The sequence below is a fragment of the Cellulomonas algicola genome, from assembly GCF_019024305.1.
Lineage (GTDB): Bacteria > Actinomycetota > Actinomycetes > Actinomycetales > Cellulomonadaceae > Cellulomonas > Cellulomonas algicola.
This window is the reverse complement of the sequence record NZ_JAHKSJ010000037.1, coordinates 14,249-28,934: the sequence shown is the minus strand read 5'-3', so window position 1 is coordinate 28,934 and position 14,686 is coordinate 14,249. Positions and strand designations below refer to the sequence as shown.

Genomic DNA, 14,686 nt, shown 5'->3' with positions numbered 1-14,686 from the left:
CGACAGGGGCGACCGTACCGACGGGATGCGGCTGTTGAGGTCGCGCAGCACCTGACGGGCGATCTGCTCCATGCGGGAGTCGTCGCGCGACGCGCCGACCCGCAGCTCGCGCCCGAGGAACAGGTTGGACGTGACGTCGAGGTTCTCGCACAGCGCGAGGTCCTGGAACACCGTCGCGATGCCGAGCCCGCGCGCGGCGGTCGGCGTGGGGATCGTGACCTGCTCGCCGGCGATCTCGATGAACCCCGCGTCGGGGGCCAGCACGCCGGACACCATCTTCGCGAGCGTCGACTTGCCCGCCCCGTTGTCACCGACGAGCGCGACGACCTCGTGCGCGTGCACGTCGAGGTCGACGCCGACGAGCGCCTCGACCGCGGCGAACCGCTTGGTGATGCCGCGCATCGAGAGCAGGGGGACGTCGCTGCTCATCTGTTCACCTGCTCCCCGTCGGGCACGTGATACGTGCAGTGAATGACCATGGTGCGCCTGCGTCAACCCGCCGGGCCCTCATGCCTGTTCCACCAGGCCCACCTCGTCGGCGTCGACGCGCAGCGGGACGTCGGTCGACTGCAGGGCGAGGACGAGGCCGCCGAGCACCTCGGCCCGCGTGCCGAGCGACGCGCCGACGACGTCGAGCGGGACGAGCTGGTTGGGCAGGACGTGCCGGCGCATGGCCTCGCGCATCGGACGCAGCAGCACCTCGCCGGTGTCGGCGAGCTCGCCGCCCACGACGACGACCTGCGGGTTCACGGCGGTCGCGAGCCCGGCGACGACCGTCCCGACGAGGGAGCCGACGTCGGCGACGGCCTGCGCGCAGCGCTGGTCGCCCTCGTTGGCGCGCTGCACGACGTCGCGCAGCGCGAGCACGCCGTGGCTGTCGCGCAGCCCGCCCAGGAGGGGCGTCGCGCCGGCGACCGTGTCGAGGCAGCCGCTGTTGCCGCAGCGGCAGGGTTCACCCGGGAAGCGCACCGGGACGTGGCCGATCTCCCCCGCCGTCCCGCCCGCACCGCGGTGCAGCTGGCCGCCGATGACGATGCCCGCGCCGACGCCGTGCGAGACGCGCACGTACACGGAGTCGCCGAACTCGCGCGCGGCGCCGAGGGTCGACTCCGCGACGGCGCCGAGGTTGGCGTCGTTGTCGACGTAGACGGGCCGTCCGAGGCGCTTGGACAGCACCTGGCCGACGTGCACCTCGTCCCAGCCGGGCATGAGGCCCGCGACCGAGACCATGCCGGTCGAGGAGTCGACGGGGGCGGGGAGGCCGACGCCGAGGCCGACGACGTCCTCGAGGGTCGCGCCGACGCGCTCGAGCAGGTCGACGACCAGGAGCGCGACGCGGTCGAGGCTCGTGTCGACGCGGTGGCCGGCGGGGAGCGGCAGGGACTGCTCGGCGATCACCTCGTGCGTGAAGTCGCCGAGCACGACCCGCAGGCTGCGGTGGCCGACCTGCACACCGACGGCAAGACCCACGCGGCGGGCGAGCGTGACCATCTGGGCACGCCGCCCGCTGCGGGTGGTGTTGGCGGTGTCGACGACGCCCGCGGCGAGGAGCTCGCGGACGATCGTCGACACCGTGGCCTGCGACAGGCCGGTCGCGGTGGCGAGCTCGACCTGGGTGAGCCCGCCGTACCGCTTGACGGTCTCGACGACGAGGACGCGGTTGGCCTCGCGCAGGGACGACTGCGAGCCGGCTGCCGCTGCTCGCCTGCTCACGGGGCCAGAACCTACCGCGCCGTCGGGACCGCCAGGACGCTACTGCGTCCCGGCACGCCGCTTGTTGATCAGGTCGAACGCGACCGCCAGGAGCAGCACGAGCCCCTTGATCGCCATCTGCCAGGACGGGTCGACCGACATGATCGACAGACCCATGTTGAGCACGCCCATGATGAGCGCACCGACGATCGCGCCGGAGATCCGGCCGATGCCGCCGGTGACCGCCGCGCCGCCGATGAAGCACGCGGCGATCGCGTCGAGCTCGAAGTTCTGGCCCGCCGCCGCGATGGCCGCACCGGCACGGGCGGTCGTCACGATGGCCGCCGCACCCGCGAGCACGCCCATGTTCACGAAGATCCAGAAGTCCACGCGACGCGTGTTGACGCCCGACAGGCCGGCCGCGAGGCGGTTGCCGCCGATCGCGTAGATGTGCCGGCCGAACACCGTGCGCCCCATGAGGAACGTGTAGGCGACGACGAGCACGCCGACGATGACGAGGACGATCGGGGTGCCGCCCGCGGAGAACGACAGGATCACCGTGAGGATGCCGATGCCGATCGCGATCAGCGCGAGCTTGGCGACGAACGCGCCGAGCGGCTCGACGTACAGCTCGTGCTTGCGCAGCGACGAGCGTGCCCGCAGCTGCGAGACCACGATCGCGACGATCGCGAGCGCCCCGATGAGGAGCGTCACGACGTCCATGTTGCTGGCGAACCCGAGGAAGTTCGGCAACGAGCCCTTCGAGATCGCGATGAACTGCGACGGCAGGCCGGCGACGGTCTCACCGACGATGACGAGCGCGAGGCCGCGGAAGACGAGCATGCCCGCGAGGGTCACGATGAACGCGGGGATACCGACGTACGCGACCCAGAACCCCTGCCAGGCGCCGACGACGCCGCCGACCGCGAGGCCGATGAGGATCGCGACGACCCACGGCATGTCGAAGTCGCGCATGGTGACCGCGACGATGCCGCCGACGAACGCGACGACCGACCCGACGGACAGGTCGATGTGCCCGGCGACGATCACCATGACCATGCCGATGGCGAGGATCATGACGTACGCGTTCTGCTGGAACAGCGCCGCGACGTTGTTGGCGAGCAGCAGCTTGCCGTCGGTGAGCACCTGGAACAGCAGGACGATCACGACGAGCGCGCCGAAGATGCCGTACTGGCGAGCGTTCCCACCGAGGCCCTGCATGCGCTGCGAGAGCGGCACGCGCGGCTTCGACCCCGGAGGGGCCGCCGGTGCGAGGTTGGTGTCCGTGGTCATCGTGCCGTCACGTCCTTCTCCATGGTCATGTACTGCATGAGGCGCTCCTGCGTGGCGTCGTCGCGGGCGACCTCACCCGTGACCCGTCCCTGGCTGAGCGCGTAGATGCGGTCGCAGATCCCGATCAGCTCCGGCAGCTCGGAGGAGATGACGATGACGCCCTTCCCCGCGTCCGCGAGCCGGTTGATGATCCCGTAGATCTCGTACTTGGCTCCCACGTCGATGCCGCGCGTGGGCTCGTCGAGGATGAGCACGTCCGGATCGGCGTAGATCCACTTGCTCAGCACGACCTTCTGCTGGTTGCCGCCGGACAGCTTGCCGACGAGCGCCGACACGGTCGGCGTCTTGATGTTGAGCTCCTTGCGGTACCGCTCGGCGACCTTCTCCTCCTGCCGGCGGTCCACCACGCCGAGCCGCGCGAGCTTGCCGAGCGCGGACGCGGACACGTTGTGCTGGATCGTGTCGATCAGGTTGAGGCCGAACCGCTTGCGGTCCTCGGTCGCGTACGCGATGCCGTGCCGGATGGCCGCCCCGACGTTCCGGAGGTCGATCTCCTTGCCGTCCTTGAAGACGCGGCCGCTGACGCGGGCGCCGTAGGAGCGGCCGAAGAGGCTCATCGCGAGCTCGGTGCGCCCCGCGCCCATGAGGCCGGCGACGCCCACGATCTCCCCGCGGCGCACGCTGAGCGACGCGCTGTCGACGACCTTGCGGGTCTGGTCGATGGGGTGGTGGACGGTCCAGTCCTCGATGCGCAGGACCTCCTCGCCGATGTTCGGCGTGTGGTCCGGGAACCGGTTGTCGAGCGAGCGCCCGACCATGCCCCGGATGATCCGCTCCTCGCTGACCCTGTCGGCGCCGCGCATGTCGAGCGTCTCGATGGTCTTGCCGTCGCGGATGATCGTCGTGGTGTCGGCGATGGCCTCGATCTCGTTCAGCTTGTGGCTGATGATGATCGAGGTGATGCCGTGCTCGCGCAGCCCGTCGATGAGGCCGAGCAGGTGCGCGGAGTCCTCGTCGTTGAGCGCCGCCGTGGGCTCGTCGAGGATGAGCAGCTTGACCTCCTTGGAGAGCGCCTTGGCGATCTCCACGAGCTGCTGCTTGCCGACGCCGATGTCGACGATCTTGGTGTCGGGACGCTCGTCGAGGCCGACGCGGGCGAGCAGCTTCGCGGCCTCGGAGTTGGTCTTGTTCCAGTCGACGACGCCCCGCTCGGCCTGCTCGTTGCCGAGGAAGATGTTCTCGGCGATCGACAGGTACGGGCTGAGCGCGAGCTCCTGGTGGATGATGACGATGCCGTGGTGCTCGGAGTCCCGGATGCCCCTGAACTCCACGACCTGGCCGTCGAAGACGATGTCGCCCTCGTAGGTGCCGTGCGGGTAGACGCCCGAGAGCACCTTCATCAGCGTCGACTTGCCGGCGCCGTTCTCTCCGCAGATCGCGTGCACCTCGCCGCGGCTCACCGAGAGGTTCACGTCCGCCAGCGCGATCACGCCGGGGAACTTCTTGGTGATGCTCCGCATCTCGAGGATGTGGTCGGTGGTCATGTGCCCCTCGCTCGATGGTCCGTCACGGCCGTGCGGGCCGCCGGCGCGTGGTGTGCGCGCCGGCGGCCCGGGTCGGGATCAGAGACCGAGGTCCTCGGCCTTGTAGAAGCCGGACTCCACCAGCACCGACTCGACCGTGTCGGGGGTCACGACCTCCGGGTCGAGCAGGTAGGTCGGGACGACCTTGTTGCCGTTGTCGTACGTCTCCTCGTCGTTGACGTCGACCGTCTCGCCCTTGACGATCTGGTCGACCATCTTGGCGACCTGGTCACCCAGCGCGCGGGTGTCCTTCCAGACCGTCATCGACTGCTTGCCGGCGAGCATGTTGAGCACGTTCGCCTGGTCGGCGTCCTGGCCGGTGAGGACCGGGTAGCCCTCGCCCGGCGCGTAGCCGGCGCCCTCGAGTGCCTGGGCGATGCCGAGGGCCAGCGAGTCGTTGGGCGACAGGACGACGTTGACCTTCTGGCCGCCGCCGTAGAACGAGTTGAGGCGGTTCTCCATCTCGGCCTGGGCGGTGTCGGAGCCCCAGCCCTGGATGCCGATGGAGGCCCAGTCGTCGTTCGACGCGGGCGCCTTGCCCGACGGGACGACGAGCTTGCCCGCCTCGACGTAGGGCAGCAGGACGTCCCACGCGCCGGAGAAGAAGAACTTGGCGTTGTTGTCGTCCGGCGAGCCCGCGAACGGCTCGAGGTTGAAGGGCCCCGCGGCGTTCTTGAGGTCGAGGGCCTCCTCGATGAACTGGCCCTGGAGCGTGCCGACCTTCTCGTTGTCGAACGTCGCGTAGTAGTCGACGTTCGGCGTGTCGTTGATGAGGCGGTCGTACGCGATGACCGTGATGTCGGCCGCCGCCGCGTCCTCGAGGACCGGCGCGAGGGCCGTGCCGTCGATCGACGCGATGACCAGGACGTCGGCGCCCTGGTTGATCATGTTCTGGATCTGGGTGATCTGCTGGTCGACCTTGTTGTCGGCGTACTGCAGCGTCGTCTCGTAGCCGTTGTCCTGCAGCAGCTCCTCGAGGTGCGAGCCGTCACGGTTCCAGCGCTCGAGGCTCTTCGTCGGCATCGCGATGCCGATGAGGGTGTCCTCGGCAGCGCCGCCGCCGGTCTCGTCGCCGCTCGGCTCACGCTCCTGGCTGCAGGCCGAGAGTCCGACGATCAGGCCGGCCGTGGCGACGCCGACGGCAACCTTCCTCCATGCAAAAGACATCGTTGTCCGCTCCCTGTTGTGCACCGTCCGGTCGCGTCGTCCGGGGCGTCACTGCCCGTCGACACCCGTGCGGACCACTGCCTGGTCCGCGCTGTCCGCGCGTCCGGTCATGTCGTTTGAATTCAAGACCCGAAGCCAAGCCCGGTGCAAGTTCCGTTACCAACCTGTGTCTTCCGGGCGCGTGGGTGCGCTCCCACGTACTCCGTGAGAGTTAACTTCACGATGCGAAGGCATCGGGTGACCTGGGCGACGACCTCGGGACGTTGGTCCCGGCGCCGGAGACGGCAAGCGCTCGCCGCGACGTCCCCGGACGGAGGGGTGTCGCGACGAGCGCGTGCGGACGGGCGGGACGAGCGCCCCGCGCGGCCTCAGGACTCGGCGGGGCGTCAGGCCTCGACGGTCTGCGAACGACGCCAGCGGATGCCGGCCTCGATGAAGTCGTCGATGTCCCCGTCGAACACCGCGGCAGGGTTGCCGACCTCGTGCTCCGTGCGCAGGTCCTTGACCATCTGGTACGGCTGCAGGACGTACGAGCGCATCTGGTCGCCCCACGACGCCTTGATGTCGCCCGCGAGCTCCTTCTTCTTCGCGTCCTCCTCCGCCTTGCGGACCAGCAGCAGGCGGGACTGGAGCACGCGCAGCGCGGCCGCGCGGTTCTGGATCTGCGACTTCTCGTTCTGCATCGACACGACGATGCCCGTCGGGATGTGCGTCATGCGGACCGCGGAGTCCGTCGTGTTGACCGACTGACCACCCGGGCCCGACGAGCGGAACACGTCGACCTTGATCTCCGACTCCGGGATCTCGACCGAGTCCGTGCCCTCGATCAGCGGGATGACCTCGACCGCCGCGAACGACGTCTGCCGACGCCCCTGGTTGTCGAACGGCGAGATGCGCACCAGGCGGTGCGTGCCCGCCTCGACCGACAGGTGCCCGAACGCGTACGGCGCCTTGACCTCGAACGTCGCCGACTTCAGGCCCGCCTCCTCGGCGTAGCTCGTGTCGAGGACCGTCGTCGGGTAGCCGTGCCGCTCCGCCCAGCGCAGGTACATCCGCAGCAGCATCTCCGCGAAGTCCGCCGCGTCGACACCGCCCGCACCCGAGCGGATCGTCACGACCGCCTCGCGCTGGTCGTACTCGCCGTTGAGCAGCGTGCGGACCTCGAGCTCGCCCAGGTCCCGGCGGATCCCCGTGAGCTCGACCTCCGCCTCGGCCAGGCTGTCCTCGTCCTCCATCTCGACGCCGAGCTCGACGAGCGTCTCGAGGTCGTCGATGCGGCCCCCGAGCTTCGCCACCCGGTCCAGCTCCGCCTGCGTCGCCGACAGCGCGCTCGTGACCTTCTGCGCCGCGTCGGGGTCGTCCCACAGGTTGGGGGCGCTCGCCTGCTCCGACAGGTCCGCGATCTTCGCCTTGAGCGCGGTCGGGTCGCTCACCGCCTGGATGGACTCCAGGGTGGTGCGCAGCTCGCGGATCTCGGCGGGGAAGTCGGTGGTGGCCACGACCGTCCAGGCTACCCGCAGTCGTCCCCTAGCCTCGGACCGTGGCCATCCGGGTGAGCGCGTACGCCGTCGTCGTCGACCAGCGCGGGATGCTCCTGTCCCGTCTCGCGCCCATGGTCGGCGTCGGCCCCAAGTGGACGATGCCCGGCGGCGGGATCGACCCCTACGAGGACCCCGCCGACGCCGCCGTCCGCGAGGTGCGCGAGGAGACCGGGTACGCGATCGAGCTCGACGAGCTGCTCGGCATCTCCTCGCTCGTCGTCGACCCCGCGCTCGGCCCGACGAACATCCCCGAGAAGACCCAGCTGCTGCGCATCGTCTACCGCGCGCACGTCGTCGGCGGGGACCTGCGGCACGAGGTCGACGGCTCGACCGACCTCGCCGCGTGGCAGCCGCTCGACGCGCTCGACGACCTCTACCGCGTCGAGCTCGTCGACGAGGCGCGCCACTGGGCGGGCCTCCTCCCCGACCCCGCCTGACCGCGCAGCCGCATCCCGCACCACCCCCGGACGGAGGACACCCCTGGCGGCATGTGGGTGGTCGGTTCGAACATGTGTTCGTGAGCGAGTCTCCCGCCCGTCGCGCGGCGATCCTGCACGCCGACCTCGACGCGTTCTACGCGTCCGTCGAGCAGCGTGACGACCCCCGTCTGCGTGGCCACCCGGTCGCCGTCGGGGGTGGAGTGGTCCTCGCGTGCTCGTACGAGGCCAAGCGACGCGGTGTGAAGACCGCGATGAGCGGACGTCAGGCGCGGGCGCTGTGCCCCGACCTGGTCGAGGTACGGCCTCGCTTCGACGCCTACGTCGAGGCCAGCCGTGCCGTGTTCGACCTCTTCCACGCGACGACGCCGCAGGTCCAGGGCGTGTCGATCGACGAGGCGTTCCTCGACGTCGCGGGCCTGCACCGCATCGACGTGCCGCCCGTCGAGATCGCCGCCCGGCTGCGCCGCCAGGTCCGCGACGAGGTCGGCCTGCCGATCACCGTCGGCGTCGCACGCACCCCGTTCCTCGCCAAGGTCGCCTCACGCGTCGGCAAGCCCGACGGCCTCGTGCACGTCCCGCCCGACCGCGAGGACGCTTTCCTCCACCCCCTCCCCCTCGAGCTGCTGTGGGGCGTCGGCGAGGTCACCGCCGCGAAGCTGCACGGATACGGCCTGCGGACCGCCGGGGACATCGCGATGCTCCCCGAGTCCGTGCTGGTCGGCGCCCTGGGCCCCGCCGCCGGGCGGCACCTGCACGCGGTCGTGCACGGCCGGACGCCGTCACGTGTCGAGACGGGACGACGACGCGGCTCGATCGGCGCCCAGCGCGCGCTCGGACGCGGCCCGCACGACCCCGCGTTCGTCCACGCCGCCCTGCTCGGGCTCGTCGACCGCGTCGCGCGCCGCATGCGCACCGCGCACCGCACCGCCCGGACCGTCGTGCTGCGGCTGCGCTTCGAGGACTACACCCGCGCCACCCGGTCGCGGTCGTTCCGGCACGCGACGTCGTCCGGCACCGACCTCGCAGCCGCCGCCGTCGCGCTCCTCGACTCCGTCGCCCCGCTGATCCGCGAGCGCGGGCTCACCCTCGTCGGCGTCGCGCTGACGAACCTCGAGTCAGACGACGTCGTGCAGCCCCAGCTCGCGCTCGACGGCCCCGACCTCGGTGCGCTCGACACGACCCTCGACTCGCTCGCCGACCGGTTCGGCAAGCGTTCCGTCACGCGCGCCAGCCTGCTGCGCACGGGCGACGGCATCGCCGTCCCACTCCTCCCCGACTAGCGCCGGCGTGCCGCGCACCAGCGGGGGGTGGAGACGTGTCGCGCTGCTCGCTCACGCTGGTCGACCCAGACCCACCTGCGAGGTGGCGCGCAGTGTCGCCGGCGGGGCGTAGGGCGCAGGCCAGCTCTGGATCAGGTAGTGCTCGAGGACCTCGAGCGTCGAGCCGTCCCAGTAGGAGTCACGACCCCGTGCGTGCACACGCAACCGGTAGCAGCCGGGCCCGTGCGCATCGAGAGGATCGGGGGGCTCTTGCCCCGGGGTCGGATCGACGCCTGCCGCCCGCATGGGAAGCTCTGTGGAGGTCTCCAGGGAGACTTCGCCCACGTCCTCCCACGTGTCGTCGACCGCCTCCGGCGGCCCGTCAAGGGGCTCGGTGGTCAACCGGACAAGTCCGGTGGCGATGCCGGTCACGACGGTGCAGTACGTGCGCTTCACCCGCCCGATCACCCCGTGCTCGTCCGCCGGGTCGTCCAGGAAGGGCTCTCCGATGTCGTGCCCGATGATGAACTGGTGCCAGTCGACGAACGCGTCGGCGCTCCTGGGCATGTTGACCTCCCGCGTCAGCTGATGACCTTGACGAAAGACTGGTCTGTCGAGCGTCCGCTCGTCGCCGGGACTATCACTCGGCGCGGGCCGACGACTCCGCCTCCACGGTGACGCCGTCCGACCACGCCGACAGGATCCCGCCGACGACCGGGACCCGGACGACCGCGCCCAGCCGGACGTGCGCCGATCGGCCGTCGGGGCTCGTCGCCTCCAGCACCCGCACGGTGACGAACGGCGCCGTCGCCGCCGGGTTGTCCCGCAGGTAGGTCTCGGTGGCGGCGCGCACGCTGGCGTCGGACAGGTCGATCCCGCCCTGCGACGGATCACCCTGGCCGGCGCCGGGGGCGAAGTAGCCCGGGTTGGCGAGGGCGTCCGCCGCGTCGAGCGCCACGACGTCCGCCAGGGCCACGAGACGCTTGCGGTCGAGGTGCACGGCCGTCGCCGCGGACACCACGAGCACGAGCAGCAGCGCCACGACGACGAACCCGAGCGTCAGCAGCAGCACCTGCCCCTCGTCGCCGCTGCCAGCTGCTGCGACCCGGCGCCGGATCACCGCCCCCAACCGGCCCGACCACTCGTCGGACGATGACGTCGGACGCTCCCCTGCCCGAGAGTCGCCCGTGGGTCGCACCGACCCGGCCGGCACGCCGGCCCGCGCACTCATCCGCGCGCCCGGTAGGTGTCGACCGGCGCGACCCGCTCGGCGCTCACCGGGACCTCGAGCGGGACCACGTCGCGGACCACCGTCGGCACGAACGGCAGCGGCACGACGACCTCGACGCGCGCGGTGACGCGCGAGCCGGGTGCGAGGCACGGCGTCGACGTGCACGTGAGCCGGAGCGCGTCGGCCGGGTCGTCGTCGAAGCCCTGGTCGCGCAGCGCCACGCCCGTCGCCGCCGCCGCGCGCGCCGCCGCCTGCTGCGGGTCCTCCGCGGCGACGGCGGTCCGCGCCGCCTCGCGCGCCGCGCCCTCCACGGCGAACGTCGCCGCCTGGAGCCGCCCGAGCACGAGCACGAGGTAGACGGTCGGCACGAGCAGCACGAGCGCGACCCCGAGGAACTCGAGCACCGCGCTCCCGTCGTCCCGTCCACCTCTGCCGCGGAGCCGAGCATCCACCGCTGCACGCAGGGCCGCCATGACCGTCCGCGCGCCCGTCACTGGTCCTCCGCGTACGCATGACCGCGCACCGTCAGCGCGTCCCGCGGCCCGAGGAGCCCGACGACCGGAAGGGGTGCGGTGACGGTCACCTCGACGACGTCCACGCCGTCGAGCGTCGTGCGGGCCGCCCGGACGTCGCCCGCGTACGTCGCCGACAGCGACTGCGTGACCAGGTCGCGCGCCCGGGCGACCGCGTCGGCGGGGCCATGGCCGTCGAGCGCGCCGTACCGCGCACCCTCCGCGGCGCAGTCGACCAGCGTGTTCCGCACGTGCTGCACGAGCGCGAGCTGGAGCACCGCGACGAAGAGCACCGTGACGAGTGCTCCCACGAGCACGAAGTCGACGACCGCCGACCCTCCGTCGGCGGTGTCGAACGAGCGCCGCCGCGTAGCGCGTCGTTCCGGAGTGGTGACGGCCGTCAGTCGCCCGTGACGCTCTTGATCGCGTCGTCGAACACCTGGCTCAGCGCGGGCTCGGCGACGAGCCACAGCGCCGTGACGAGTCCCGCGGTCATGAGCGTGACCAGCACCCAGCCGGGCACGTCGCCCCGGTCGCGCCCGCTCGCGGCAGCGGCGAGCCAGCGTCGGGCCAGTCCGGCCGCGAGGGCCGTCACCGGGAGGCGGCGCGCGGTGCGGGCGTGCGGCCGCAGCGGCACGGTCGTCGTCGGGTCGGTGAGCATCGGATGCGTCTCCTCGGTGCTGGTCGGCGGGCGGTCGCGCGGACCACCCGTGGTCGTTGTCCGGGCGTCGTGGCGTCACAGCCCGACCCGCAGGACGAGCAGGGACGGGAACACGGCGAACGCGACGGTCACGGGCAGGATGAGGAAGACGACGGGCACCATCATCGCGACCTCCTTGCGGCCGCCCGTCTCCATGAGGTCGCGGCGCACCTCTTCGCGGACGTCCTGCGCCTGCGCGCGGAGGACCTCGGCGAGCGGCGTGCCGCGCTCGACCGCCACCGCGACACCCTCGGCGAACCGCGCGAGCGCGGGCAGCCCGGTGCGGTCGGCGAGACCGTCGAGCGCCGTGGTGAGCGGGGCGCCCGCGCGGGCGTCGGCGAGCGTGCGCTCGAGCTCGACGCTCAGCTCGCCGCGGGTGCTGCGGACGACGCGTTCCAGCGCGCCGGTCGCGCCCTCCCCCGCACCGACCGCGAGCGCGAGCAGCTCGGCGATCGTCGGCATCTCCTGCAGCATGCGGCTCTCGCGCTGCGCGACCTGCCGGCTGAGCAGCCAGTCCCGGCCCACCACGCCCGTCGCGCCGCACAGGGCCACGAGCACGACGAGGACCACGACCGACGTGCCGCGCGTCGCGGCGAGCAGGAGTGCGAACCCGAGCCCGCCGGCGACGCCGAGGACGCCCCAGACGACCTGGCCGGCGCGGAACTGCTCGACGGTCTCGTCGCGGCCGGCCCGCGCGAGGCGTCGTCGCAGGTCCGCGGTGGGTGAGCCGACGCGTGCCACCAGGCGGACGGCGTCCTGCATGAGGGGTGCGGCGATCCGCTCGACGGTCGCGACGGCGCCCCCGGACGCGGGTGCGCGCAGCAGCAGCGCGGAGGACGCCCGCTGCGGGCGCAGGTACGGGGCGAGGCGCTGGTCGAGCCGGATCCGCCGGGCGCGCAGCCGCGCGACGACGAGCAGGACCCCGACGCTCGCGAGCAGCCCGGCGACCCCGCCCGCGGTCACCGGGTTCATCGCAGCACCCGCGGGTCGTCGGGCAGGCGCGCGATGCGCAGCATGAGCGTGTACGCGACGACGGTGCTCGCCGCACCGGCGCCCAGCACGAGCAGGCCCGCGGTCGAGTCGTAGGCCTGCGCGGCCTCGGTGCGCGTGGCGAGGAGGCCGAGCACGAGCCACGGTGCGGCCGCCGCGAGCCGGGCGCGTTGACGGTCCAACTCTGGCGCGCCTCGAGCTCGCCGCGCGTGCGGACGTCTTCCCGGAGGAACGTGGACAGGGTCCGCAGCAGGCGTCCGAGGTCGGTCCCGCCGACGTCGCGCGTCATGCGCAGCGCCTCGACGATCCGGTCCGCGACGGGGTCCGCGAGGCGCGATTTGAGCGCGTCGAGGCTCTCGCCGAACCGTCCGGTCGCGCGGTAGTCCTCGGCGAACGCGGTGAACGGGGCGCGCAGCTCGACCGGCCCGCGCTCGCCGAGCTGCGCGACGGCCTCCGGCAGCGCGAGGCCTGCGCGGATGCCCGACGCGAGGTGGTCGACGACCTCGGGCCACAGCGCTCGCAGGCGCGCACGCCGTCGTCGCGCCCGGCCGCGCACCACGGCCGACGGCGCGAGCGCGAGGAACACCCCGAGGCACAGGGCCATCGACGGCACGCGGGTCAGGGCGAGGCCGAGCAGGAGCCCCACGACGCCGACGCCGCCGCTCGTGAGCACGAGCCCGGTCGGGGTCACGCCCGGCATGCCCGCCTGGACGAGCGCGTCCTGCGTGCGGACGCTCCACCCGTCGAGGCGGGACGCGGCACCCGGGGCGGGTGCCCAGCACGACCACCAGATGCACGCCAGGCCCGCCCCCAGCAGGAGCCCGACCACCACACCCATCGCGCGTCACCCGACCCCGGGGTCCGACGTCCGGACCTCGGCGAGGGCGGCGGACGACGGCGTGTCACGTCCCGTCGCCACACGACCCCCTGCCCGATTGGTCCGATTCGCGGCGAACCTAGGGCACCGCGTCCTCGCGTCGCCGCGTGCGTCCACAGGGCAGACGCCTCAGCCGCGGGCGCGCAGCAGCGCGGCCAGGTCGACGCCGAGCCGCGCGAACCGCTCGGGGTGCGGCGGGAAGCCGTCGGCGCGCACGAGGTGCCCGCCGCGGGACGTGAAGACGTCGGCGGTCTCGACGACGCCCTGCTCGACGCGCCCCGGGACGGCGACGACCTCGCGCACCCCACGACGACCGGCGCCGTCGAGGTCGAGGTGCACGACGAGGTCGACGGCGGACGCGACGGTCGGCACGACGAACCGGTCGGACACGTTCTCCCCCGCGAGCAGCGGCAGCGTGCACAGCTTCACGAGCGCCTCGCGCGCCGAGTTGGCGTGGATCGTGCACATGGCCGGCACGCCCGCGTTGAGCGCGATGAGCAGGTCGAGCGCCTCCGCCTCGCGCACCTCCCCCACGATCAGGCGGCTCGGCCGCATGCGCAGCGCCTCCTTGACGAGGCGCCGCAGCGGGATCTCGCCGGTCCCCTCGAGACTGGGCTGGCGGCACTGCATCGCCACCCAGTCGCGCGCGGCGAGCCGCAGCTCGAAGACCTCCTCGCACGTCACGACGCGCTCGCGCGCGGGGATGGCACCGGCGAGGGCGTTGAGCATCGTCGTCTTGCCGGCCTGCGTCGCACCCGACACGAGCACGTTGAGGCCCGCCCGCACCGCCACGTGCAGGAACGCGGCGGCGTGCGGCGTCAGCGACCCGAGCCCGACGAGGTCGTCGAGCGTGCCCGCCCGGACGACGTGCTTGCGGATGTTGACCGCCCAGTGCCGCCGCGTGACGTCCGGGATCACGGCGTGCAGACGCTCGCCGCCCGGCAGCGAGGCGTCGACGAACGGGCTGGACAGGTCGAGGCGGCGGCCGGACACCTTGAGCATCTGCTCGACGAGGTCCCGGACCTGGCCGTCGGTGAGGATCGTGGTGGTCAGCTCGGGCTCGCCGCGCCGTGCGACGAACACCTGCGTCGGCGAGTTGACCCAGATCTCCTCGACCTCCGGGTCGTCGAGGTACTTCTGCAGCGGCCCGAGCCCGGCGACCGCGTCGACGACCGCCTTGTGCGCCGCGGCGGCGTCGGCGAGCGGCGGGACGGCCCCGCGCAGCGACCGCTCGTCGTAGTCCGCGATGGCGTCGGCGACGAGGGTCGCGACACCGCTCGGGTCGCGCACGGGGTCGATCCCGCGCCGGCGCACGAGCTCGCGGACCTCGCGCTCGAGGATCACCACACCGTCCACGCCGCACCCCTGTCCGATTCGTCCGTTCTCGGCCGGGTCAGACGG

Annotated in this window: 15 protein-coding genes and 1 pseudogene; 2 read left to right on the top strand and 14 right to left on the bottom strand. The window is 72.5% G+C overall.

The window, feature by feature from the left end; all coding sequences use genetic code 11:
* From KOV94_RS19905 to prfB, 6 genes are all read right to left on the bottom strand, one after another.
* Positions 1-429: ATP-binding cassette domain-containing protein (locus KOV94_RS19905; RefSeq protein WP_218052981.1), on the bottom strand; the 429-nt coding region annotated here is incomplete at its 3' end.
* Between the two features lie 78 nt (positions 430-507).
* Entirely contained in the window at positions 508-1,713 is a 1,206-nt protein-coding gene (locus tag KOV94_RS19900; RefSeq protein WP_124342258.1) for an ROK family transcriptional regulator, read from the bottom strand.
* A 39-nt stretch (positions 1,714-1,752) separates the two neighbouring features.
* Complete coding sequence (gene mmsB / locus KOV94_RS19895; RefSeq protein ID WP_124342259.1) at positions 1,753-2,985, bottom strand: multiple monosaccharide ABC transporter permease; 1,233 nt, start codon at positions 2,983-2,985, stop codon at positions 1,753-1,755.
* On the bottom strand, positions 2,982-4,529 hold the full coding sequence (mmsA, locus tag KOV94_RS19890) for a multiple monosaccharide ABC transporter ATP-binding protein (RefSeq protein WP_124342260.1): 1,548 nt from the start codon (positions 4,527-4,529) through the stop codon (positions 2,982-2,984). The genes mmsB and mmsA overlap by 4 nt, the downstream gene beginning before the upstream one ends.
* A gap of 78 nt (positions 4,530-4,607) precedes the next feature.
* On the bottom strand, positions 4,608-5,735 hold the full coding sequence (gene chvE / locus KOV94_RS19885; RefSeq protein WP_124344511.1) for a multiple monosaccharide ABC transporter substrate-binding protein: 1,128 nt from the start codon (positions 5,733-5,735) through the stop codon (positions 4,608-4,610).
* Positions 5,736-6,121: 386 nt separating this feature from the next.
* Positions 6,122-7,234, bottom strand: a complete 1,113-nt coding sequence (prfB, locus tag KOV94_RS19880; RefSeq protein WP_218052980.1) for a peptide chain release factor 2 — start codon at positions 7,232-7,234, stop codon at positions 6,122-6,124.
* A 41-nt stretch (positions 7,235-7,275) separates the two neighbouring features.
* Between prfB and KOV94_RS19875 the strand changes: the two genes are divergently transcribed.
* Positions 7,276-7,713, top strand: coding sequence for an NUDIX hydrolase (locus KOV94_RS19875; RefSeq protein WP_308160687.1), 438 nt, complete (start codon positions 7,276-7,278; stop codon positions 7,711-7,713).
* Positions 7,714-7,766: 53 nt separating this feature from the next.
* Positions 7,767-8,996 (top strand): DNA polymerase IV, encoded by a 1,230-nt coding sequence (dinB, locus tag KOV94_RS19870; RefSeq protein WP_218052979.1) that lies wholly within the window; start codon positions 7,767-7,769, stop codon positions 8,994-8,996.
* Between the two features lie 51 nt (positions 8,997-9,047).
* Here the strand turns inward: dinB and KOV94_RS19865 are convergent, their stop codons facing one another.
* The 8 genes and pseudogenes from KOV94_RS19865 to KOV94_RS19830 all read right to left on the bottom strand — a co-directional run bounded on the left by KOV94_RS19865 (position 9,048) and on the right by KOV94_RS19830 (position 14,641).
* A complete protein-coding gene (locus tag KOV94_RS19865; protein ID WP_218052978.1) occupies positions 9,048-9,542 on the bottom strand; it encodes a hypothetical protein in 495 nt (164 codons plus the stop codon).
* A gap of 73 nt (positions 9,543-9,615) precedes the next feature.
* Complete coding sequence (locus tag KOV94_RS19860; protein WP_308160686.1) at positions 9,616-10,047, bottom strand: hypothetical protein; 432 nt, start codon at positions 10,045-10,047, stop codon at positions 9,616-9,618.
* A 155-nt stretch (positions 10,048-10,202) separates the two neighbouring features.
* Positions 10,203-10,610 carry a pilus assembly protein gene (locus tag KOV94_RS19855; protein WP_308160684.1) on the bottom strand — a complete coding sequence of 136 codons (408 nt, stop codon included), beginning with the start codon at positions 10,608-10,610 and terminating at the stop codon, positions 10,203-10,205.
* 86 nt (positions 10,611-10,696) lie between these two features.
* Entirely contained in the window at positions 10,697-11,122 is a 426-nt protein-coding gene (locus tag KOV94_RS19850; protein WP_218052982.1) for a TadE/TadG family type IV pilus assembly protein, read from the bottom strand.
* Positions 11,119-11,313, bottom strand: a complete 195-nt coding sequence (locus tag KOV94_RS19845; RefSeq protein ID WP_124343395.1) for a hypothetical protein — start codon at positions 11,311-11,313, stop codon at positions 11,119-11,121. The genes KOV94_RS19850 and KOV94_RS19845 overlap by 4 nt, the downstream gene beginning before the upstream one ends.
* Positions 11,314-11,454: 141 nt before the next feature.
* Positions 11,455-12,390 carry a type II secretion system F family protein gene (locus KOV94_RS19840; RefSeq protein WP_218052977.1) on the bottom strand — a complete coding sequence of 312 codons (936 nt, stop codon included), beginning with the start codon at positions 12,388-12,390 and terminating at the stop codon, positions 11,455-11,457.
* Positions 12,387-13,246: pseudogene (locus KOV94_RS19835) on the bottom strand (type II secretion system F family protein). The gene KOV94_RS19840 and the pseudogene KOV94_RS19835 overlap by 4 nt, the downstream one beginning before the upstream one ends.
* 168 nt (positions 13,247-13,414) lie before the next feature.
* Positions 13,415-14,641, bottom strand: coding sequence for a TadA family conjugal transfer-associated ATPase (locus KOV94_RS19830; RefSeq protein WP_124343379.1), 1,227 nt, complete (start codon positions 14,639-14,641; stop codon positions 13,415-13,417).
* Positions 14,642-14,686: the final 45 nt, after the last annotated feature.